The sequence below is a fragment of the Bacillus sp. BR3(2024) genome (assembly GCF_039134555.1).
Taxonomy (GTDB): domain Bacteria; phylum Bacillota; class Bacilli; order Bacillales; family Bacillaceae_G; genus Bacillus_A; species Bacillus_A cereus.
Genome location: NZ_CP152433.1, coordinates 2,026,218 through 2,049,316, shown reverse-complemented (window position 1 = coordinate 2,049,316; position 23,099 = coordinate 2,026,218). Strand labels below are relative to the sequence as shown.

The following is a 23,099-nucleotide window of genomic DNA, read 5'->3' as shown; positions in this document are numbered from 1 at the left end:
ATTGAATACTAAAAAACGAATTATCGGCTTAGACTTTGCTAGGGCCTTGGCGATGTTTGGTATGCTGCTTGTTAATTTTATGGTGATAACAGGTGCAGAAGGAAATGGTCCCCCATTTTTAATAACTTTAATGTCACTTTTTGAAGGTAGAGCTTCTGCCTTGTTTGTTATACTTGCTGGAATTGGAATATCTTTAATGACTAGATCCTCTGTTGCTAGAAATGAAAAAATAAAAATTTCTAATAGCCGAAAGATCATATGGAAACGGGCACTATTCTTATTTATTTTAGGATTACTTTTATACGTAATGGAGTGGACTGGGGATATATTACACTACTATGGTGTTTACCTTTTCGTTGCTGCCTTACTCATTACAGTCCGAAAAAAAGCATTACTCTTCTTATCTATTATTATCCTACTCTTGGCACAATCTCTTCAGCTTACTTTCAATGCTTTCGAAGGTTGGGGAGGCCCTACTCCATTTATAAACTATGTAGACTTCTGGACAGTTAACGGTTTTCTTCGCAATTTATTCTTTAATGGTTATCACCCTTTTTTCCCATGGTTTTCATTCTTCTTAATCGGTATGATAATTGGCAGATTAGATCTTCATAATAAAAAGATTAGAGATAGGTTGCTCTTGCTCGGTATTACATTCACCATACTGATAGAACTTTTATCAAAAGGGCTCACGTACTACTTCATTCCACACATTGGCAAAGCAGCTGCTACATTTTTGTTTAATACAGGACCCGTTTTACCAAATGTATTGTACATTTTATCTGCAACAGGATCCTCTATTGCTATATTAATCATTTGCCTCTATATCGCTGAAAAATATAGAAATAATTGGTTTGTCACTTCCATTGTACAAACAGGACAATTAACATTAACTCATTATGTCAGTCATGTATTTATCGGTATTGGGACATTAATTCTATTAAATAGAATGGAAAATCAATCACTACTATTCGTTTTATTATTTGCTACTGCATTTTTCATTTTCAGCATTTTGTTTAGCGTATTATGGAGAAAGAAATTTTCTAGAGGTCCTATCGAATGGATTATGAGGAAATTAGCCGGATAAATTTCCATCATACAAAAAGGAAGTTGGAATCATTCCAACTTCCTTCTCCTTTAATGAGCCGCGCTTAATTTAATTCGAACTTTCGTTTCACCTAAAGAAAGTTCATCATCTTCGTTCGTTAAGTGACCAAATGTAAATTGTTTAACGAGTAAGTTTTCTTCCAATAAATCTTTATGGTTCGTTAACGTTCGCTGTAGTTCTTCTTCTGTATCAAGAATAATATCGACTCGTAAATTAACTGGTAAATTCAACTGTTTACGGTATTCTTGAACCGCACGAATGAATTCACGCGCTACTCCTTCTTGTAACAATTCTTCCGTTACATTCGTATCTAACATAACTGTATATTGTCCGTTAGTCGTATTAGAGAATCCTGATTTTGTAACTTTCTCAACTAACACATCTTCAGCAGTTACAACTACTTCTCCTTCTGGTGTTGCTTCGTAAACTGCTCTTCCTGTTGATACAAAGTTTTGTACTTCTTCTTGTGATAATTGTTTTAGCCAACCATTCACTGCATTCACATTTTTACCGAATTTTGGCCCCGCTGTTTTAAAATTAAGCTTCAATTGATATGATGTGTATTTTGTTTCATCGAGTTCAACATGGAACGCTTTTACATTTAACTCATCCATAACGATATCACGATAAGATTCCCAATCCATATCATTCTCGTTATGCTCAAGTAATACAAGTTCTGCTAGCGGCTGTTTTACTTTTAAAGAATGCTGATTACGGTTACTTCTTCCAAGTTCAACAACTTGTAAAACAGCATCCATTTCCGCTTCTAATTTTGGTTGAAGTAGTGATTCATTTACAACTGGATAATCGGCTAAATGAACGCTGCTTCCTTCTAAATTTAGATGAATGTCTTCCGCGACAAACGGTGTAAATGGTGCAATTAATTTACTAATTGTTACAAGCACTTCATGAAGTGTCTCATACGCAGCTGCTTTCTCAGCGTTCATACCAGATTCCCAGAAACGATTACGTGAGCGTCTTACATACCAGTTACTCACTTCATCTACAAGTGCTGCAATTTCACGAGCTGCATTCGTAAATTGATAATCATCAAGTGCAGTTCTCACTTTTTTCGTTGTACTATGCAATCTTGATAATACCCATTCGTCTAATTTTGTAAGCTTTACATCATACGTTTCTTTCGGATTATACTCATCTAAATTTGCATATAAAACGTAGAAGCTATACACATTGACTAATGTATCTACAAATTTAGATTTCGCTTCCAGTACTGTTCTTTCAGAAAAACGCTTCGCATTCCACGGGGCACTATCAACAAGTAAAGCCCATCTTAGCGCATCTGCACCAAATTTATCTACTAAATCAACTGGATCTAGTGCATTTCCTTTGCTTTTAGACATTTTCTGCCCTTCTTCATCTAAAACATGCCCTAGTGATAACACTCGTTTATACGGTACTTTTCCTGTATATAGTGCTGATACTGCTAATAAACTATAAAACCAGCCGCGTGTTTGATCAATTCCTTCTGCAATAACATCCGCTGGAAACTGCTCTTCAAATAACTCTTTATTTTCAAATGGGTAATGATATTGTGCAAATGGCATAGAACCACTATCAAACCAAACATCAATCACTTCTGGTGTACGATTCATTGTGCCTCCGCATTTCCCGCAGCAGACTTGCACTTCATCTACATAAGGCTTATGCAATTCCAAATCTTCTGGTGTTTCTTTCGTACTATGCTTTCTTAATTCGGCAATGCTTTTCGGTGCGAACTGATGATCACAACTTTCACATTCCCATACATTCAATGGCGTTCCCCAATATCTATTTCGGCTAATATTCCAATCTACCATATTTTCTAAAAACTTACCAAAACGTCCATGTTTCATATGATCCGGATACCAAGTAACAGAATCATTATTTTGTAAAAATGTATCTTTAATTGCAGTTGTTCGGATTAACCAACTTTCTCCTGCATAATAAAGTAGTGGTGAATCACAACGCCAGCAATGCGGATAGCTATGTTCATATTTTTCTTTATGATACAGTAAACCTTCCTTCGCTAAATAACGAACGATATCCACGTCACAATCTTTTACAAATTTCCCTTTCAAAAATGGTACTGCCTCTGTATACTCACCTTTTTCATCTACAACGTGCAAGAATGACAATCCTTCACTTTGAACAACTCTATAATCGTCCTCTCCATATGCTGGAGCAATATGAACAAGTCCTGTACCACTATCTCCCGTTACAAAATCTGCTGCAATAACGCGGTAACCATTTGTAACTTCTTTCATCGGAAATGGCGCTGTATAAGATGTGTTTAATAATTCTTCGCCTTTATGAACAGATAATACTTCATAATTCTCTTTTAATACTTCTTGTACACGTTCTTTCGCAACAATGTATACATGACTTTCTTGTTTTGCTTTAACGTATTCCATATTTGGATGGACAGCAAGCGCAACGTTTGCTGGAAGTGTCCAAGGTGTCGTTGTCCAACCTAAGAAATACTCATTTTCACTATCTTTCACTTTAAACTTCACAGTTGCACTTAAATCTTTTACTGTTTTATACCCTTGTGCAACCTCATGTGAGCTCAATGAGGTTTGGCAGCTTGGGCAGTATGGTGAAACTCTATGTCCTTTATATAACAATCCTTTTTCATGGATTGTTCCCAAAATATGCCATACACTTTCGATATATGGATTCTTTAAAGTTACATATGGATCATCCATATCTACCCAATAACCAATACTTTCAGTGAATTCACGCCACTGCTTCTCATATGTGAAAACACTCTCTTTACACTTTTGAATAAATGGTTCAATGCCATATTCTTCGATCTCATGTTTACCAGAAATACCAAGTTGCTTCTCAACGCCTAATTCTACAGGTAAACCATGTGTATCCCATCCTGCTTTTCTTAACACTTTATAACCAGCCATCGTTTTATATCTTGCTACTAAGTCTTTAATTGTTCGTCCAAGTGCATGACCTACATGCGGTAGTCCGTTCGCCGTTGGTGGTCCTTCATAAAATACGAAAGACTGTGCGCCTTCTCGATTCTGAATTGATTGTTCGAAAATATTTTGTTCGTTCCACTGTTTGCGAATTCGCATTTCTCTTCCTACAGCTGATTCTTTTACATCTACTTTTTCCATATACAATCACTCCTTTGAATATTTTAAAGCACACAAAAAACCCGTCCCTATAAAGTAGGGACGGGTTTACCCGCGATACCACCCTAATTCTATTAGCTTTTTCACTAATAGCACTTAGCAACGTACTATCATACGTGTTCTTTGTAACGGTAGACATCCGTCCGGGCTTACTTACTTTCAGCCTCGGCTCCTCGGAGATGATTTTCAAATAACGTCTGCACACCGGCTTTCAGCAATATACCGGCTCTCTGGAGAACAGCTCACTATTTTACTCTTTCTCGTCTTCAGATTTGTATACTTTGTTAAAAGTTATTTTATGCCATTTAGCAACTAATTGTCAACTAATTCAAAATATATCCTTATCTTTTTTCCCTATTCTTATACAATTACTTTTCAAATTCTCGCAATGCTGCTAAATTTTCATCATCCTCAATAAGTTCAGCAAAGAATCCCGATTCATCCTCACGAAGGACAAATTCAAGCTCTTCCTTCGCCTCTTCATTTCTATTTAACTGTGCTAAATAACAAGCTCGATCATATCTTGCTAACAAATCACTCGCGTCAATTATTAATACTTCATTTGTTATTTTTTCTGCCTTTATCGTTTGGCCGGCACCATGATATGAAGATGCTAAAGAAAGAAGAATTGCTGTTTCATTTGGATGATGTATAGAAGCATTTTCTAATACATGAATTGCCTCTTCAAACCTTTCTTGACTTTGATATATTTCTCCTAAAGCAAGAAATGCTCTACTTACAAACGGTGTTTGCTCTGTTAATTGCAAGATAATCTTTTCTGCTTTTCTTTCTTCCCCTGCTTTAAAAAATACTTGTGCTTGCAGAAGAAGAGTATCATAATCATCTGGTAGTTCTCGAACCATTTGTTTCGTTAATTCCAAAGCATCTCTTAACATATCTTCTTCCTCGCACTCAACGAAAAGATTTACAAGTTGCTTCGCTACGTCATAATCCCATTTATTTTCTAGTGACGTGTGCAGAATCTCTATTGCTTCTTTATTCATCTCTACATTCTCATAAAATAGCGCAAATCGCTGTGCTGCCATACTATTTTTCGGATTTAACTTTAAAGAGATTTCATATAAATCAATTATCATAGTAACCATTGAAATTTCTTTCGCACGATTTTTCATACGATAAAAAGCTCTCGTAATGATAGATCGTTTTGGCTGTTCATGCAGCTGGCGTTCAATCCATATTTCCGTAACCGCAGCTGCAGCATACATGAATGCTGTACTCCTTTCTGCTTTTTTCACCTTTAACGTATGAAGAAAATCTCGTATGTTAGACAATTTTTTATGTTGCTCTACTGCTTTTACATAAACATCAAATATACGTTCATTATCAAAATCTTTTTGTATTACTTTCATTGCAACTTCAATTGCTTTTACATTTCTTTTTTTCACTAATACTTTTGCATAATGATATAGAACTTCTATATGCTCACCATCTAATTGTAGTGCGTATTCAACCTGTGCTTGTTCTTTATCTATTTCATTCATCGCGCCGTACACATATGCAATCGCATCTAAACGCCATATTTCAGGTACTTCGTCCGCTAATTGTTCTAGTTCAGTCAGCAATTCTTCCTGAAGATTCATATCTACTGAAAGCTGTGCTAAATATTCCATATTAATATGCAACGGCTCTTCTTTCATCGCCTGAACCATATGACTTTGTTCTTTAGAACGGTTTTCTTCTTTTTCGTATATTTCCGCAAGCTGTAAATGTACACCTACGAAATTCCCATCAAGCTCTAAACATGTTTCATACGCTTGTTTTGCTTCCGTCAATTGCCCTAATGCCATAAGTGTTTCACCAATTCGGTAATACGGTAATGCCGTTTCCATTTGTTCTATCGCCTTATTATATTTTTTCATCGCTTGGCCGTACTGTCCAATAGATTCATATAAAATACCTGCATAACAACCGTACTCACTTACTTCATTTCTTTCTTTGTGTAACGTTCTTAAAAATGCTATACCTCGTTGTACAAATTCCGTTCCTTTAATTCGATTCACATATTCATCTAACGCACTTGCTACATTATAATCACTTTTCTTTATACCATTTTCTAACTTAGATAGTGCTACTTTAAACCCTTCTTCATTTCCACCAAGTTCAATTTCAGCATCCCATAAAACCATTCCTGCATTCATGAGGAAATCTTGGCTCTTTTCAATTTGCTTCTCAAGACCAAGTATATATTCTTTTGCTTCCTTATATTGTTCTCTTGCCATATAAACTTGTGTAAGTCCGAAGTGAGAATAAACATCCTCATCATTTTCTTCTAAAGCACGCTTATACAATACTTCTGCTTCTTCCAAGCTATCATTTTGAAAATGATAATCACCTAATTTTACGTAAAGAGGTGCTTTATCATCACAATTCTCAATACCGTTTAATAAAATTTCTTTCGCACTTTCCTCATCCTTCAAATCAGATTCGTATATTTCCGAAAGTTTCGTATAAATGTAAGGTGCATTACTATCCAAACGAATCGCTACTTTAAGCCCTTTTATTGCTAAATATAATTTCCCTAGTTGATGTGCACATCTCGCTCGTTCATACCATACATGCGCTTCATATTTATACTCTTTTAACAAGTCATTAAAGATTTCATATGCTTCTTCATATCTTTCTAAATCTATTAATATTAAACCGTGATTTGTTAAAGTGAACCTTTCAGGACTACGCTCTAACGCAACTTGAGAGTATTGCAATGCTTTTTCAGATTGATCAATATACATATAGGATAAAGCGAGAAAACTCCAAGCAATAGGCTGATCTGCGTCTAATTGTAACGATGAACGAAAGCTTGAAATCGCTTCTATATAACTTTCCTGCTCAAAAGCATATCTTCCGTTTATTAAATGATATAAAGCACGATTATTTTTCTTCTCAACGCTTGTCAGCATTTGCTCCGCTTTCTCTACTTCTTGAAGACGAATAAAACACTGTGCACCATGCAATTTAACAAAGTCCGAGTTCGGAAACTTTTCCATTAACTTATCGATACAATATAAAATAAATTCTTTATCTACTTCAACATCTAAGTGCTTTATCGTATATAACCACGTATTTGGATTATCACTCGTTTCTTTTAAAAATTGTACTAAGTTACTAATCCCCTCTTTGTCATGTTCATCTAAATGATCCGTAAGAGAAAAAATAGATTTAAAGTAACGATTTTCTTCCTCACTTAGAAACGCTAGTTGCTCCTTCTTTTCTTTCGGAACAAACGTGATTGCTAAACAGCCTGTATAACGATATTTTTCTTGTAATTTACTATATTCCACAAGAACTGGTTCTATAAAATTTGGATCTTGAACATAGAAAGCTTGCAATGTATCATCATATCCAGATAGAACTTGTACGTGTGAAGCATGCTCAATATCTATACTTAATAAAACAGGAATTCCTTCGTCAATCAGTCTCTTATAATTCTCTTCATTCCCTTTAAAATAACGATATTCATAACCTAATTCTTCTAAATAAGAAACAGTATCTGAAAACTTCGAACCTGTCATATCAAAAATAAACTCTGCTATTTCATCTTGTGTACGTTTCTCTCCCCATATACGCAACATCATCTCTAAACTTGTCGGAACACAATAATTATCCTTTTGTACAATAGGAACTATCGGCAAGTGAACCTTTTTTCCATCCGGATTTTTTTCTAAATTATGATATAAAGATTCTTTTAAACTCTTTTCTTCTTTTAATAGTTTTTGTAAATCTGCAAATTTATTCATTTTGTACAGTGCTTCTGCACGTAAATGTACAAAGTAAGTATTATAGGCATGATGCGGCAGCTGAGTATTTATGTTATCTATTACCGCTAACATCTCTTCATATCGCTCTAAATCTAATAAATACTTTATCTTCTCAAAATGAAAATATGGTACTTGTGGGAATTTTACAATTGCATCATCGATTAACTGTATCGCGCGTTTTTGTTCTCCTTTATTCGCATACAATTGTGATAATAAATAGGTAGATAACTCTTCACAATCTTCATGCTGCATGCCAGCAATAAATTGTTCTTCCGCTTTCTCCCATTCACCTGTATGCATATAAACGTAGCCCCATTTATCAAACACTGCGCGTGCACTGTACTCCTCTGCTTTTTGCATATACATTAACGCTTCTTCGTTTCGTTTCATTTCTAAAAGACATCGTACTAACGTAAAATATGTTTTCGCTAAAAAATCTGCATCTATTTCTTCTTTATTACTCTCTTCTAAAGTTTCTTTTAACAGCTGCTCTGCTTCAAGAATTTTCCGCTCATCAATTAACTCATCACAATATAAAGAGAGCGTTCTCATATTTGGGAATTTTTTATAAGCGTAACGAATGAGGAATGAACTGTATTGGTGCATAAGCCCTTCATCAGTAAGACGAATTAATATATCGAACTCCTTATGCGAAGGAATATTGGCAAGCCAATTCTTCACATAGGATAAAGTATTCGTTTCTTTTATATATGCAATTTCATTATTTATTTCCTGTAATCCATCTACAAATCTCTTGTCTTTTAAACAAGTTTCTAACTGCTTAAAATCTAGCATGCATTCACCTCGAATTTATATTTATACTGCTACTTGCTTAGATTTTACACACCATATAGTATGTATTCAACTAAAATCTCTTATAATGGATGGTATTAATTAATATTATTCAAATTTATAACAAAATATAGTAAAAATGATTGTCTTTCTCTGTATTTTGTTTGATTATATAGAATAACGTAACATGTGTATCCTATCTTTTGTTAGTTAAAAACAGTACATGAAATTATATCGGCGATTATACGGTGAATATCGACTTACCAACAAAAAATGATATTTTTCTCATTCATTAAATCAGGGTACTCCTTAAATATACAAAACGGAGACTCTATTTGACCCGCTATATACTGTGCAACATTTTTCTTTGAATTCAAATTAACACAACTTCTAACCTCCTGTAGAGCAAGAATATGTGGAGAAATAATTCAAATTTCCTCACAAATAGCTTCTAATCTCTCCAACCAAAGACTATTATGGTTCCATATATTGAAGGTAGCAATCCTTAATAAATCACTATCTTTCAACATTCTATTTCACCAAATGTAATTTTCATATTCGGAGCATATACTAAAGAAGAATGAAGATGAAATGCCTTGAAAAATCGTAGTTCAGCTTCATATTGAGCTAGCGCATTATCATATGTTAATCCTCTGGCTCTTAAACGTTCTACAAATTGTTGCTTATCACCCGGATTACCTGCAATCCCCTCTTCTTTTAATGATTGATACAAATCGTTTTTATCATTGTGATGCATATTTGAATCTAAAAAGTTCACTTTATCGCTTACTCTACATTCAATATTTTTCACACCTAATTCACTTAAATATATCGGTATTTTCATGCCTATATTGCCATCTTTACCATTTCTTTGCGTATCACTTTCAAATAATTTCTGCAAAACACCTAGCTGAATAAATTCCGATTGTTTCTCCCCATCTAGTAAATAAGAAGCCATATTAGAAATCCAATGTGGTTCAAAACAGATTATTTTTCCACCCTTTTTAACTGAATGTATCATTTTTTGTAGCATTGTTTCTGGAGTAGTCATATGTAATAAGAAAGCATGACAGATTGCTATATCGTATTTATCGTTCAGTTCAATTTCTGTAACATCTCCTTCAAGAAATTCTGAATCATACGGAAGTAAACGAAACAACTCTCTGGCTTCAGCTAATAATGTTTCTCCACTATCAATACCTGTATACTTTGAACCTTCTGGGAGTAATGGCATTAATACTAACCCTAAATAACCATATCCACAACCGTAATCAACGATATGTACAGGCTTAGTAATCTTCCAAACTGTATTTACTAAAAAGCTTACATAATCGTCGTTGTAATATAAATCTCTCGTGTTTTTTAAATATGTTAGTTTATTGTTCCAATCATATGTTTCCAACATCTAACGCCTCCTTTTATATACAAAACTAAAGTTCTCTGTATAATAGCCGTATTCCTACACTTTTCTTAAAATTTCAAAGCAAAAAAGCTAGTGTATTTTTAATAATACACTAGCTTTTTATTTGGAAGAAAAATTTAACAAGTACAATCACAATCAAAACAATCCGTACAGTCTAAATCGTCACAATCTGCTTTTCTCTTTCTTTTGTTTCTTTTAAGATAATAATACAGTAGCCCAAACAATAGTATACAAATAACAAAAGCTATTATTGCTTCTGTATAGTTATTTTGAGTCATAAAACCAATTCCACTTCCGCCTGAAATAAAAATTAGAATTAAGTAAATCCAGAACATCTATGTAAATACCTCCATTACTATATATCTTAAGATAATATCCATATAACACTAGAGGAAATGAATAATCCCATACCATTACCGCTTAATACACCAGTAGTTATTCTTAGCAAATTTGAGCTATTTCTCCATTTCCACTTTTGGGTGAACCCATCGATAAGTAACGGAATTTGAGCGAAAAATGATAGTATGATTGCCAAAAGAAATGAAGGTGTCATATAAAAATAAATTGGAAACATTAAAATACCAATAAGCATGCCTGTACAACGTGCACATAAAGGTATGTACTTTTGTAGTTTAAAAAAACTCCTATCTAATCTTCTATGACAAGGAATTTGTAAAATAAAAGTTCGAATCAATATCAATCACCCTCTCTAAAAAGATTTTAATTGATTTTGCAAAAAAATATATATCCAATAAAAAAACAAACCAGGTTTATACTAGACCCAGTTTGTCAGTTTACTACTATGTTACATCTCCTCAGGTGCCTCCACCCCAAGTAAACGTAATCCTTCTTTTAATACAACCGTCACAGCATAAACCAATGCGAGTCTGCTGTCTTTTTCTTTGCTCTCTTCTAATATACGAACATTACCGTAATATTTATTGAATGATTGTGCTACATCTAATATATATTTCGAAATAATCGATGGCTCATTTTTATTGAAAGCTGCTCCAATTATTTGCGGGAATTTATTTAGTAATTTTACGACACTCCAGCTATGATCGTCTTTTAAAGCAAATGTACATGTTTCAAATTCTACACTTTCTTTTCTTAAAATAGAACAAGCACGTGCATGTGTGTACTGTACGTACGGGCCTGTTTCTCCTTCAAATTTCAGCATGTTTTCTAATGAGAATTCAATATTGTGCATACGCTCATTTTTTAAATCGTGGAAGATGACTGCACCAACACCGACTTGCTTTGCTACTACTTCTTTTTGTTTTAAGTTTGGATTTTTCTCTTCAATATTTTGTTTTGCAAGTTCGATTGCTTCTTCGAGTACTTCTTCAAGTAAAATAACTCTTCCTTTACGTGTCGACATTTTCTTACCATCTTTTAAAATGAAGCCAAACGGTACGTGTTCCATACCATCAACCCAAGTATAGCCAAGTTTTTTTAATACGGTGAAAAATTGATTGAAATGTAAGCTTTGTTCTGGACCAACAACATATAGCGCTTTATCAAACCCATAAGTGTTTTGACGATATAAAGCTGCCGTTAAGTCACGCGTTGCATAAATCGTCGCACCATCTGATTTTCTAATTAAGCAAGGCGGCATTCCTTCTTCTTCTAAATTAACGACTAATGCACCTTCTGATTGTTCAAGCAACTCATTTTCTTCTAAAATCCCAATAAAATCTTCCATTAAATTATTATAAAATGCTTCTCCCTGAAAATTAGTAAATTCTACGCCGAGAAGTTCATAAATGCGAGAAAATTCTTTAAGGGACTCATGACGGAACCAATTCCAAAGTTCTACCGCTTCTTCATCACCTTCTTCTAGTTTCTTAAACCAAGCACGTCCTTCTTCTTCTAGTTCTTCGTCGTCTTTTACCTCTTCATGGAATTGAACATATAACTTAAATAGCTCACGTATTGGATCTTCTTTAACTACTGCTTCATTTCCCCATTTTTTATAAGCCGTAATTAACTTTCCAAACTGTGTCCCCCAATCCCCTATATAATTAATCCCTACAACTTCATAGCCACATTTTTCAGCGATATGTTTCAGCGAATTTCCTATCATTGTAGAACGTAAATGCCCCATCGAAAAAGGTTTCGCGATATTAGGAGAGGAATAATCAATTACTACTGTTTTTTCACAGCCAAAGTGGTTTTGACCGAACTCTTCTTTCTCCGCTAAAACTGTTTTTAATACTGCATCACTTACAGTTTCACGATTGAAAAATACATTTACATAAGGACCAACGGCTTCTATTTTCGTAAAAAACGGATCATTGAATTTCTCAGCAACTTCCTTTGCGATAAGAGCTGGTGCTTTTTTATATTGCTTCGCTAATGAAAAGCATGGGAACGCTGCATCTCCAAATTCATCTTGTTTCGGTGTTTCAATTAAATCTAAAATTTGTTTTTGCGTTAATTCATTCGTGAAAATATTAGATAAACTTTCCGCAAACTGCATTTTATAATCCATGATACAACCTCCTTATTTTTTAAAACACAAAAAACTCGTCTCTAAAAAAGAGACGAGTTTTAACCCGTGGTACCACCCTTGTTGTTCGTTACGAACCACTTTCCCGTTTATAACGAGGACAGGGGGCCTCGGCTTTCTCTACTATTCGTTCAAGAAGCATCTCCGAAGTGCGCTTCATCTTTTTCTTCCGTACTAGGCTCACACCATCCCTAGCTCGCTTTCCTTCTAAAAAAGACTACTCTCTTCATCACAGACAGTATATTTAATTAATTATTGCTTATTATACATCTTTTCAAACAATTAGCAAGGGTCAATTACACCAAAGTGAAACTTAGCACTTTTTCTTTTGTATACATAAAAATTGTGTTTTTCAAATCTAGAACTACGAAAATGATCTTTTAAAACGACACGTTTTCTCGCCACTCGTTTTGCCTCCGCAATTGTTTCGTCAGTAATATCATGATACAAAGCGAAGTGTTTTAATCCTTTAATTCCATCGGATTCTATGACAGTTTCTTCAAACATCGGATCAAGGTAAACGACATCGTAACTATTGTCTTCACATTGCGCTAAAAATGAAAAATGCTCCGTTTGCTTTACTTGGATTCTTTGCATTGCTTCATCAATTTCAGAAACGGATGAAGACCATGTTTTCAAACCATTTTCCATAATATAAGCCATATACTCATTGCCTTCAAGTCCTGTTACTTTTCCGCTTTCCCCAACAACATAACTAGCTACAATACTATCTGATGCCATCCCGAGCGTACAATCTAACACTGTCATTCCTCTCTCTAATTGCATGGCTTGTACAAACGGATCGTGTTCTCCACGCATTAACCTTTTCACACGAAACATCGCTGAGTTCGGATGAAAGAAAAACGATTCTTCCGTACCTTTTGGATAAATAGCTAATCGGTTCTTCCCTACGACAAGCACATCTTGTTCATACTGCTCATGTAGCTTATGTACTGGTATGTCATTACGTTTAACGAAAGAAGCATTTAATTCTGCTGCTACCTCGTTTGCATAATCTGTCATTTCTTTGTTCGTTCTTCCTGCTGTTGTTACGATCATTGTTTCACCTCTATATAAAGAAAAGAGGGAGATTTACTCTCCCCCTTCTTTAGCAATTCTTTTCGAAAGCTTGTTCTAAGTTCGTAATAATTTCGTCCATAGTTGCACCTTCAATTTCATGACGGTGAATGAAGTGAACAACTTCTTTTCCTTTTAATAATGCCATAGATGGTGAAGATGGAGGAATTTCTCCGAAGTATTCACGCATTTTTGCAGTAGCATCTTTATCTTGACCTGCGAATACAGTTACAAGATGATCAGGTTGTTTTTCAGCACGAACAACCGCTTGACCTGCTGATGGACGTGCTAAACCAGCTGCACAACCACAAACAGAGTTTACAACTACTAAAGTTGTACCTGATGTATTTTCCATAAATTCTGTTACAGCTTCTTCTGTAGTTAACTCTTCAAACCCAGAACGCACTAACTCTTGGCGCATTGGGATTACCATTTGGCGCATGTATTCTTCATAAGCATTTGACATCTTGTAATCTCTCCTTCAACTTTCATTCCAAATTCATCATATCACGCTCTATTAATAGGTGCAAAAGAAAGATAACGATGATTTCATTTTTTTGTAGGGATTTCACAAACCCCACCGCGGCAATGCCCCACTGGAACAAGTTTTCTATTATTAGCGATATAATCGTATACTTTACTTCCAAAACCAAGTACGATAGATAGCTTTATAAAAGGAACAGCAAACCAATAAGATGGAACGGCCTTTGCTAATACATGTATGCTCTGAATACCGTCATACCACTTATTATTTTTTAAAATATACAATCTTTGTTCCATCTTACTTTGTAGTTCTTGAGAAAGTTCATACTTCTCAACTACATCTTCATTTCGAAATGAAACAAATTTCATCTTACCCTTTTTATCTAATTTTTCCGTACGTTCTGCAACGGCCGTACACATCGGACACCAACTATCATAGAAAACAATCATACATTATTCCCCTTTACGAGACTCCGTCATTTGTTTCCATACAGAACCTTTTGCTTCTTCTCCGCCTTCAATACGCTCTAATGCTAGACGTGCTTGCATGGCTACTTCAAACTCTGGATCATCTTGCGCTGCTTTTAATGCTGGAATCGCACTTTCATCTCCAAGTTCAAATAAGAACATCGCTGCACGCCAGCGTACTAATTTACTTGGATCTTTCAGAGATTTAATCATAACGAACATCGCTGCCGGATCACCTACATCTGATAAACAATCTCCTGCAGTACGGCGAACACTTACAGAGCGATCTAACAACGCTTTATATAATAACGGTAATACTTCATCACCTTTTACCATACCTAAATACGCTGTTGCTAAGCGGCGTATTGAAACTTTTTCATCATCTAACGCCATCTTCAACACTGGAATATCTTCTTCAGTAGGATCCATTTGTTCTAATGCTGCAAAACGGTTTTTCCAGTCAGAATCTTTCATCATCTCTTCTGTTACTTTATATGGCTCACGCTTTTGAATCGTTACTTCAACAGCACCTGCTTGATTTAATAATTCTTTAACCGTTTCATTTACACGTTCTTCTGAATAAGCAGCAACAATCTCTTCCACTACTTCTTTCCCAATTTCTTCAAAATTACCGTAACGTGTACTTTGTTCTACCCATTTACGCTCTTTTACAACGTTTGGTGCAGACATTTGTACTTTCATAATTGATTCTTTGAAACGATCTGGTAAGCCAACACGTTCTTCCGTCGTTCCATCTGTTAACTTTACTTGCATTGGAATTGTAAAGAACATTTGAACAAACACTTTCACTTCTCCAAAATGAGCAAGTTGTTGTTCTTCACTTTCTTCCAATACTTCTTCGCCGAAAACAGCACGAACTTGTTGTAATAAAACTTTCCAGTCATACTTCGCATTTCGCTCCACTGCTAAAAAGTCGGCTACATGATACACACCTTTAATGCCTTCAATTTTCAAAATTTCTTGCACTTGCATTGGTGCTTGTTCTTTATTTTCATTTGTATAATTATTACGTGCTCCTGATGGTAATACTTCATTCAAAATAACTTTCATTGTATTTGGACTTGGCGTCGGTTCAATTGCTTTAATCTTCACGTAAAAAACTCTCCTTTATTGCGTGTTCTTAGCTGTATTGTAACATGTTATCACTCTATACTCCTACTCGGATGCTTAATTTTACTACTTTCTTCCCGCTACCATACTATTTCATTCTTTTTACATTTTAAATTAGGAACGGGATTTTAAAAGCTTTCGTTTCCGATGATTTTTATTTTTTATCCATTAAGTTTATTTAAATACTTTCCACAATTTTTTCCGAAGCTATTACTTCAAATCACCTTTTATTACGATGCCCCCTCCCGCCTTCTCTCCAAAAAGGTAATACTCTCAATCACAACTTCAGTTCTATATATTCTCTTGCCTTGTTCATCATCGTAATTACTAGTCTGAATACGCCCTGTAATCCCAACGAGTGATCCCTTTTTACAATATTCAGTTACATTCTCAGCCGATTTGCGCCAAACGACACAATTAATAAAATCGACTTGTTGTTCACCTAAACTATTTCGAAATCCTCTATTCACCGCAATACATATTCGTGCATAAGCGACGCCTTGTTTTGTGTAGTATAATTCTGGCTCCTTTGTCAATCTACCGATTAATACAACTCGATTCATCATAAGTTATATCACCTCACATGTTTTTCTTTATTGTAAGGAGAAATGTTTGAATGGTAAAAAGCACAAAATGATATATCCGTAAGTAAAAAGTATTATTTTAGACCTTACAAAACAAAAAAAGAAACCATACATAGTTCAAACATGTATGGTTTCAAAATTTATTACACTTCAGTACAAGATATGTAATATCCTCCGCGAGCCATCTTTATTTCAGCACGGTACATTGCATTTTCTAAGTAGAAAGTAATCGGTTTAACTTTACTCTCAAATTTTAGTCTTTCATTGCATTCAGCTGCATATCCTTCAATCGCTGAAGTAATAACTTTTGATGATGGATACGTTAAAGCTTCATCTAGTTCTATGAAAAAACTTTTAGAAAATAGTTTTTTCATAATCCCCTTCTTCTCTTTCATCATATTCCATCTCCTTCACTTCAAGTTGCTATCATCCATATTATACCATACATTCAATATATCTTTGAAAATAAAAAAATCCTGCATTTTTCATGCAGGATTTTTTTATTAGTCATTTTTCGTAAAGTAAGAAACGAAACGAAGAATTTCTAAGTATAACCATACTAATGTAAGCATTAGTCCCATCGCAGTATACCACTCCATATATTTCGGAGCTTGACTACGTGCACCATTTTCGATTAAATCGAAATCTAGTAATAAGTTTAATGCAGCAACTACAATAACAACTGCACTAATAATAATACCGATTGTACCACCTTGGTGAATGTATGGAACAGTTACACCAAACATATTTAGTAGGAATACGACTAAATACATAACCATAATTCCAAGTGTTGCTGCCATCACGCCTGTACGGAATTTATCCGTTACTTTTACTACGCGTGTTGCATATAACACTAACATTGCAAATAGAATTGAGATTGTTAGTAATACAGCATTTAAAACGATAGAATCGCCAAATTTCATTGTATAAACTGCTGAAATACTTCCTAACACAACCCCTTCTACCGCTGCATAGATTGGTGCCCCAAAAGGTGAAATACGTGGGAAGAACATAGACGCAAATGCGATGATTGCCGCAACGATTAAAGCACCAATTAATACTGGCATCTTCATCGTCCCCTGCATCATCTGTATGTATGAATAGACAGACGTTGCAAGTAGCAAGATAAGCATAATGAACGTTTTGCCTACTGTTCCGCCAATCGTCATCGCAGAAGCACTTGCTCCCTCTTTACGGAATGCCTCTTTTTTCAACATTGGATTAGATGTTCTCATTTTTTCCCTCCTAAAATAGGTTCTACCAATAGTGTAAAGTTTTTCTCTTTACTTTTCAATATATGCAGCTTGTTTTTATTTTAATCCTTCAACGATGTCTGATAGTTCACTCCATCTTTCCATCTTTTTTTCTAGCTCTTCTTCTGTTTTCTGCTGTGCTTCAGATAATTCTTGTGCCTTTGTGAAGTCAGATCCAACTTTCGCAAGTTCTTCTCCAATTGACTCAATTTTCTCTTCAAGTTCGGCAATTGTATCTTCAATCGTTTCCCATTCACGCTGTTCATTGTATGAAAGTTTACGTTTACGTTGTTGTTTTGGCGCTTCTTCTACAACTTTTTTCTCTTTTTGAACTTCCGCTTTCTCCATAAGTTCTCTCGTTTTTTCCATTTCTAAATAATCTGTATAACTACCTAGAAACTCACGCACTTCGCCTCCGCCAGTAAAGATGAACAGTTCATCTACTACTTTATCTAAGAAGTAACGGTCATGCGATACAGTTAAAACGACACCTGGGAAATCTTCTAAATAATCTTCTAGTACTGTTAATGTTTGTGTATCTAGATCGTTCGTAGGTTCATCAAGTAAAAGTACATTTGGTTCTCCCATTAAAATACGTAATAAATATAAACGTCTTCTTTCACCACCAGATAGTTTACCAAGTGGTGTACCATGTGAATGCGTCGGGAATAAGAAACGTTCTAACATTTGAGATGCACCAATTACTTTTCCATCTGTCGTATGAATAACTTCTGCAATCTCTTTAATGTATTCAATCATACGCTGATTTAAATTCATCTCTTCATTTTCTTGCGTATAATAAGCAACTTTTACAGTTTGTCCTACTTCCACTTCACCACTATCAGGAGATAACTTACCTGCAAGCATATTTAATAGGGAAGATTTCCCGCTTCCATTCGCCCCAATAATTCCGATACGATCACCCGGTTTCACAATATGATTAAAATTATGTAATACCGTCTTATCGCCAAATTTTTTCGTTACATCTTTTAACTCAAGTACTTTCTTTCCTAGACGACTTCCGCTTAGTGCAATATCAACTGACTGTTTTGCAGCTGGTCCTTCTTGTGCCTTTAGCTCATCAAAACGCTGAATACGCGCCTTTTGTTTCGTAGAACGGGCTTTTGCACCACGACGAATCCAAGCAAGTTCACGACGATATAAATTTTGGCGTTTCGATTCTTGTGCCAATTCTTGCTCTTCACGAAGTGCTTTCGCTTCTAAAAATGTACTATAGTTTCCTTCGTAGCTATATAGTTTACCATTATCTAATTCAAAAATACGATTCGTCACACGATCTAAGAAATAACGATCATGGGTTACAAGTAATACCGAACCTGTATATCTCGCTAAATATTCTTCTAACCATTCAACTGTCTCGTGGTCAAGATGGTTCGTAGGCTCGTCTAAAATTAATAAATCCGGTGTTTCAATAAAACATTGTGCCATTGCGATACGTTTTTTCTGTCCACCAGATAAATTCCCAACAATTGCAGTGAAGTCCGTAATTCCTAATTTCGTTAAAAGAGATTTCGCATTTGCATTTGCTTCCCATGCACTCATTGCATCCATACGTTGCTGCACTGCAAATAATTGTTCCTGTACTTTTTCATTACTTGGATCTTTTTCAATATTTAATAGTGCTTTTTCATAATCACGAAGAAGACGAATTAAAGGTGTATCGCCATGGAACACTTGCTCTAATACTGTCAGTTTTTCATCAAACTCTGGTTGCTGTGATAAATAACTAATTGTATACCCACGTGAATGCGTCATATCACCTGTATCAGGAGTTTCTAATCCCGCAATAATTTTTAATAATGTCGATTTACCAGTTCCGTTTACACCAATAATTCCGACACGTTGTCCTTCTGTAATACTACATGATAATCCATCAAATAACGGCTTTTCTCCATATGATTTTGATAAGTTCTCCACAGTTAACATTTTCATATTTGTGCATTCCACTCTTTCATAAATTGTTCAATAAACTGTTCCATATAAAGATGACGAATTTCAGCCTCTTGTTTTGCTGCATTCGTATTCATTAAATCTTTTAATTTCAAAAGTTTTTCATAAAAATGATTTAAAGATGGATCATTATTTTTTCTATACTCTTCTTTCGTCATTTCTTCACGCGGCGGAATAGTTGGGTCATACATTAATCTCCCTTTCGCCCCGCCATATGCAAATGTACGAGCAATTCCTATTGCACCAAGAGCATCTAAACGATCGGCATCTTGAACAATTTTCCCTTCAAGTGACTCTACTGTGCCGCCATGGCCACCTTTATAAGACATATTGGCGATGATATGAAGAATATGTTTACTTTCCTCTTCTTCAACACGTAGCTCTTCTAACCAATCAGAAACTTTTTTCATTCCTGCTTCTTCACTTTCATTTAGCTTTTCATCTGCCACATCGTGAAGTAATGCTGCCATTTCAATTATAAAACGATTTCCACCTTCTTGCTCAGATAAAGAAATCGCCATTTTATGTACACGTTCAATATGATACCAATCATGCCCACTCGCATCTTTTTCTAAAATATGTTTTACAAAAGTAATTGTTTTTTGAATTTTTTCTTGTTTTGTCATTTTATCTTCACCCAGTTACTTATTGTAACACGCCCGCATTTTTTCATCACATATTTTCTTGTCCGCCCATACACTAGGTGGTAGGCATCATCATGAAGGAGGAATAAACATGTTCTATAATAATCAACCGCCTTATCCAAGGCAACCATTGTATCCTCAACAACAAGAACAGAGATACACAGAACAATACGAAGAACAAGAGTTACAACAGCAAGAGCAACAACATGACGAAAACCCATATGCAACAACGCAAAACCAAGAAACTGAATTTCAACAAAATCCATATGACACACGTCCAAATTATGAATATCCTCAAAATCCATATGCAGCACCACAAAATCAAGAACAGCGATATCCTCAAAATCCATATGTAATACCACAAAACCAAGAACAACAATATCCACAAAATCCATATGTAGCACCACAAAACCAAGAACAACAATATCCACAAAATCCATATGTAGCACCACAAAACCAAGAACAACAATATCCACAAAATCCATATGTAGCACCACAAAACCCATACACAACTCAGCCACAACAACCGCAATATCAACAACAAATGTATCAACCAAACTACGACGCACGTGTCTCACCACCTAAACCACCAACAATAGATCCAACTCAACCACAAATTTTACCGCCCGGACCAACACTAGACATTACACAACCACAAATCTTACCACCTGGACCAATTACTGAACCAACACAACAACAAATTCAACAAGTTGTCGGTACACAATTTTTACCTTTCAAGAAACCTGTACTAGATTTCGTAAAACCATGGGTAGATTACGGTTTAAATGAAGCAAAACATACATCACACGAACACGCATTAACAGAAGTTGCTGCAATTATGTTTTTAGTTGGTAAAGGCTTCAATCCGACGATTGCTCATTATATCGTTGAATCTTGGGAGAAGAATGAACAATTTTAGGATTGTTTATTTGATAAAATATAAAAAACAAAAAAGTGTCAAACCCCTTATAACAAAAGGGTTTTGGCACTTTTTAATATCTAGAACAAATTTTATTGAAATAATTATTTTTATAGATTTTCATATTTTTTTATATAGTACGTGAACAAAATGTGTGCAAAATGTGTGCAAATATATGAATCGCATTTCGCTGTTGTTGCACCGGTTATTTAAAGCAATTCTCAATTATGAGATTTATATGAGAAACTAACACTTTTTCCTGTTGACACTTGGACAGTTTCTTGATAGCAAGCCACACCCAGACATTTATGTTGATGGGATTGATATACTAGAACATTATCCTTTATATTATTTCAAATATAATTTGGTCGTAATTAAAATAAAACAAAAAGAGGACGTATATATCACGCCCTCTTTTTGTTTTAGATATGCTCACCATGATCAATATAAGTATCGCCGTATTCATATGCCGGCGCAGGTGGTCTACCGTGATCAAAATCTGCCACATTAGAAATATAATCTGGTCTTTGTGGTGCAGGCGGTCTACCATGGTCAGCTTGTGATGTAAAAGATTCAGTAAAACTTCCAATAGTTAAAACAGCAGCAAAACTAACAAATCCCATTAGTACTTTTTTCATTTTAACGCACTTCCCTTCTGAAGTAATTCTTTAGCATCATAAGATATATTAAAATATTGGCTAGCCTTCTCATGATTACCTTCTTGATAAAGTTTTTTCGCTAAAATTCCAGCGTACTCTTCCATAAATCCATAAAGTTTTTGGGATTTGAAGTAATCTAGTCCATCTGCAATCGTTGTTTCTAGATTTTGCTTATAATTTTCATCGTATTGTGCTCGAAGTATTCGTAAATGATGTGTATATTCAACGTCAGCTAATTCAAAGCCTTGAATCAAAAATTCTTGCGCTTTTTCAATTTCATTTACTTTGAAATGTTCTCGAGCCAGTAAGAATACAGTTTTATGATATGGTTTTTCAGATTTATATACATCCATTAAATGTCGAATTGCAGTTGCGGATATACCTTGTTTTGCATAAAGGAAACCCAAGTTGTACTGAATTAAGGTAATTAGTCGAGTGCAGTTATGTTTTTTAGCCATATCCAAACACTTAACAAAAAGTTCTTCCCCTTGTTCAAACTGACTTAAAGTGACACTTGCTAATCCCAGGATTGTATCGCATTCAATTTGATTTATTATATAATCTTCATACTTTTTGTATATGTCTTTTGCTTTCATTACATGCTTAATTGTTAATAAAGGTTGTTGAAGATGGTAATATAGTTCACCAAGTTTATAATTAAATTCAGCTTTTTCAATTTCATTAGGAATATACTCTAAAAGTCGTTCAGCTTCTTCAAATTGCTCCATAGCCTCCATATAGTTAGCAATCATGGTGTTATGCACAGCTTTATAGAAATGGTAGTAGTATTTTAAATACTCATCTATAGTTTTTGTTGTAAGTTTTTCAACTGCATCAAAATCACTACGAGTTACATATGATTTATTTATTAACACTTTATAACTATAATCTAATAGAGAATAATACAATAAGAGATTTTGATCTTGTAGATCTCGGTTTTGTTCGACCATTAAGACACTAATCTTTTCATCAACTTCTTCTTTCATTCTTGTCGCTTTTGTTATTTGCTTAGATAGAATAACTTTATACCATTCATTTAATAGTTTGGTAACTTTTTCATTATTCAGAATTATCATATCGCAATCTCCTTTATTCAGTTTATATAAAAACAATCATAACAAAGTTTAATTGTAATAAGTTGTAAAAAATG

General features: G+C 34.7%; 19 protein-coding genes and 2 other annotated features. Of the genes, 2 read left to right on the top strand and 17 right to left on the bottom strand.

The annotated features are described in order from the left end of the window. The first annotated feature begins 1 nt into the window (after position 1). Positions 2-1,087: a heparan-alpha-glucosaminide N-acetyltransferase domain-containing protein gene (locus V7S45_RS10655; protein WP_025687375.1), complete on the top strand. Its 1,086-nt coding sequence runs from the start codon at positions 2-4 to the stop codon at positions 1,085-1,087. Positions 1,088-1,137: 50 nt separating this feature from the next. On the opposite strand, the gene ileS is transcribed toward V7S45_RS10655, so the two are convergent. From ileS to V7S45_RS10580, 15 genes are all read right to left on the bottom strand, one after another. Next, entirely contained in the window at positions 1,138-4,239 is a 3,102-nt protein-coding gene (ileS, locus tag V7S45_RS10650; protein WP_025687374.1) for an isoleucine--tRNA ligase, read from the bottom strand. 53 nt (positions 4,240-4,292) lie between these two features. Next, positions 4,293-4,533: a binding site (T-box leader), on the bottom strand. A 92-nt stretch (positions 4,534-4,625) separates the two neighbouring features. Beyond that, on the bottom strand, positions 4,626-8,828 hold the full coding sequence (locus V7S45_RS10645) for a bacteriocin-processing peptidase family protein (protein ID WP_025687373.1): 4,203 nt from the start codon (positions 8,826-8,828) through the stop codon (positions 4,626-4,628). A gap of 520 nt (positions 8,829-9,348) precedes the next feature. Continuing rightward, on the bottom strand, positions 9,349-10,230 hold the full coding sequence (locus V7S45_RS10640; RefSeq protein ID WP_088346074.1) for a class I SAM-dependent methyltransferase: 882 nt from the start codon (positions 10,228-10,230) through the stop codon (positions 9,349-9,351). A 134-nt stretch (positions 10,231-10,364) separates the two neighbouring features. Continuing rightward, complete coding sequence (locus tag V7S45_RS10635) at positions 10,365-10,583, bottom strand: hypothetical protein (protein WP_000498606.1); 219 nt, start codon at positions 10,581-10,583, stop codon at positions 10,365-10,367. Between the two features lie 29 nt (positions 10,584-10,612). Next, on the bottom strand, positions 10,613-10,942 hold the full coding sequence (locus tag V7S45_RS10630; protein WP_000621474.1) for a DUF2085 domain-containing protein: 330 nt from the start codon (positions 10,940-10,942) through the stop codon (positions 10,613-10,615). 111 nt (positions 10,943-11,053) lie between these two features. Beyond that, entirely contained in the window at positions 11,054-12,742 is a 1,689-nt protein-coding gene (argS, locus tag V7S45_RS10625; RefSeq protein WP_025687371.1) for an arginine--tRNA ligase, read from the bottom strand. 45 nt (positions 12,743-12,787) lie between these two features. Then, positions 12,788-13,002: a binding site (T-box leader), on the bottom strand. A 40-nt stretch (positions 13,003-13,042) separates the two neighbouring features. After that, a complete protein-coding gene (locus V7S45_RS10620) occupies positions 13,043-13,819 on the bottom strand; it encodes a class I SAM-dependent methyltransferase (RefSeq protein ID WP_000637456.1) in 777 nt (258 codons plus the stop codon). Between the two features lie 49 nt (positions 13,820-13,868). Continuing rightward, positions 13,869-14,303 (bottom strand): BrxA/BrxB family bacilliredoxin, encoded by a 435-nt coding sequence (locus tag V7S45_RS10615; RefSeq protein WP_000063706.1) that lies wholly within the window; start codon positions 14,301-14,303, stop codon positions 13,869-13,871. An 83-nt stretch (positions 14,304-14,386) separates the two neighbouring features. Next, entirely contained in the window at positions 14,387-14,770 is a 384-nt protein-coding gene (locus tag V7S45_RS10610) for a DUF393 domain-containing protein (RefSeq protein WP_089607459.1), read from the bottom strand. Positions 14,771-14,773: 3 nt separating this feature from the next. Next, positions 14,774-15,901 carry a conserved virulence factor C family protein gene (locus V7S45_RS10605; protein WP_000692564.1) on the bottom strand — a complete coding sequence of 376 codons (1,128 nt, stop codon included), beginning with the start codon at positions 15,899-15,901 and terminating at the stop codon, positions 14,774-14,776. 248 nt (positions 15,902-16,149) lie between these two features. Beyond that, positions 16,150-16,485, bottom strand: coding sequence for a single-stranded DNA-binding protein (locus V7S45_RS10600; protein WP_000982013.1), 336 nt, complete (start codon positions 16,483-16,485; stop codon positions 16,150-16,152). Between the two features lie 161 nt (positions 16,486-16,646). Further along, entirely contained in the window at positions 16,647-16,901 is a 255-nt protein-coding gene (locus V7S45_RS10595; protein WP_000975137.1) for a DUF4318 domain-containing protein, read from the bottom strand. Positions 16,902-17,006: 105 nt separating this feature from the next. Further along, the gene (locus V7S45_RS10590; protein ID WP_025687369.1) at positions 17,007-17,738 is read right to left on the bottom strand and encodes a Bax inhibitor-1/YccA family protein; all 732 of its coding nucleotides are present in this window, start codon (positions 17,736-17,738) and stop codon (positions 17,007-17,009) included. A gap of 75 nt (positions 17,739-17,813) precedes the next feature. Next, entirely contained in the window at positions 17,814-19,709 is a 1,896-nt protein-coding gene (locus V7S45_RS10585; RefSeq protein WP_000783169.1) for an ABC-F family ATP-binding cassette domain-containing protein, read from the bottom strand. After that, entirely contained in the window at positions 19,706-20,353 is a 648-nt protein-coding gene (locus V7S45_RS10580) for an HD domain-containing protein (protein ID WP_000165965.1), read from the bottom strand. The genes V7S45_RS10585 and V7S45_RS10580 overlap by 4 nt, the downstream gene beginning before the upstream one ends. A 109-nt stretch (positions 20,354-20,462) precedes the next feature. On the opposite strand from V7S45_RS10580, the gene V7S45_RS10575 reads away from it, so the two are divergent. Continuing rightward, entirely contained in the window at positions 20,463-21,290 is an 828-nt protein-coding gene (locus V7S45_RS10575; RefSeq protein ID WP_025709741.1) for a hypothetical protein, read from the top strand. Between the two features lie 422 nt (positions 21,291-21,712). Here the strand turns inward: V7S45_RS10575 and V7S45_RS10570 are convergent, their stop codons facing one another. Continuing rightward, on the bottom strand, positions 21,713-21,928 hold the full coding sequence (locus V7S45_RS10570) for a hypothetical protein (RefSeq protein WP_000757098.1): 216 nt from the start codon (positions 21,926-21,928) through the stop codon (positions 21,713-21,715). Continuing rightward, a complete protein-coding gene (locus V7S45_RS10565) occupies positions 21,925-23,025 on the bottom strand; it encodes an aspartate phosphatase (protein WP_342761801.1) in 1,101 nt (366 codons plus the stop codon). Before V7S45_RS10565 ends, V7S45_RS10570 begins: the two co-directional genes overlap by 4 nt. Positions 23,026-23,099: the final 74 nt, after the last annotated feature.

Coding starts and splice junctions, on each gene's coding strand:
- ileS (WP_025687374.1), bottom strand. CDS start 4,239: ATGGAAAAAGTAGATGTAAAAGAATCAGCTGTAGGAAGAGAAATGCGA.
- V7S45_RS10645 (WP_025687373.1), bottom strand. CDS start 8,828: ATGCTAGATTTTAAGCAGTTAGAAACTTGTTTAAAAGACAAGAGATTT.
- V7S45_RS10640 (WP_088346074.1), bottom strand. CDS start 10,230: ATGTTGGAAACATATGATTGGAACAATAAACTAACATATTTAAAAAAC.
- V7S45_RS10635 (WP_000498606.1), bottom strand. CDS start 10,583: ATGTTCTGGATTTACTTAATTCTAATTTTTATTTCAGGCGGAAGTGGA.
- argS (WP_025687371.1), bottom strand. CDS start 12,742: ATGGATTATAAAATGCAGTTTGCGGAAAGTTTATCTAATATTTTCACG.
- V7S45_RS10620 (WP_000637456.1), bottom strand. CDS start 13,819: ATGATCGTAACAACAGCAGGAAGAACGAACAAAGAAATGACAGATTAT.
- V7S45_RS10615 (WP_000063706.1), bottom strand. CDS start 14,303: ATGTCAAATGCTTATGAAGAATACATGCGCCAAATGGTAATCCCAATG.
- V7S45_RS10610 (WP_089607459.1), bottom strand. CDS start 14,770: ATGATTGTTTTCTATGATAGTTGGTGTCCGATGTGTACGGCCGTTGCA.
- V7S45_RS10600 (WP_000982013.1), bottom strand. CDS start 16,485: ATGATGAATCGAGTTGTATTAATCGGTAGATTGACAAAGGAGCCAGAA.
- V7S45_RS10595 (WP_000975137.1), bottom strand. CDS start 16,901: ATGATGAAAGAGAAGAAGGGGATTATGAAAAAACTATTTTCTAAAAGT.
- V7S45_RS10590 (WP_025687369.1), bottom strand. CDS start 17,738: ATGAGAACATCTAATCCAATGTTGAAAAAAGAGGCATTCCGTAAAGAG.
- V7S45_RS10585 (WP_000783169.1), bottom strand. CDS start 19,709: ATGAAAATGTTAACTGTGGAGAACTTATCAAAATCATATGGAGAAAAG.
- V7S45_RS10580 (WP_000165965.1), bottom strand. CDS start 20,353: ATGACAAAACAAGAAAAAATTCAAAAAACAATTACTTTTGTAAAACAT.
- V7S45_RS10575 (WP_025709741.1), top strand. CDS start 20,463: ATGTTCTATAATAATCAACCGCCTTATCCAAGGCAACCATTGTATCCT.
- V7S45_RS10570 (WP_000757098.1), bottom strand. CDS start 21,928: ATGAAAAAAGTACTAATGGGATTTGTTAGTTTTGCTGCTGTTTTAACT.
- V7S45_RS10565 (WP_342761801.1), bottom strand. CDS start 23,025: ATGATAATTCTGAATAATGAAAAAGTTACCAAACTATTAAATGAATGG.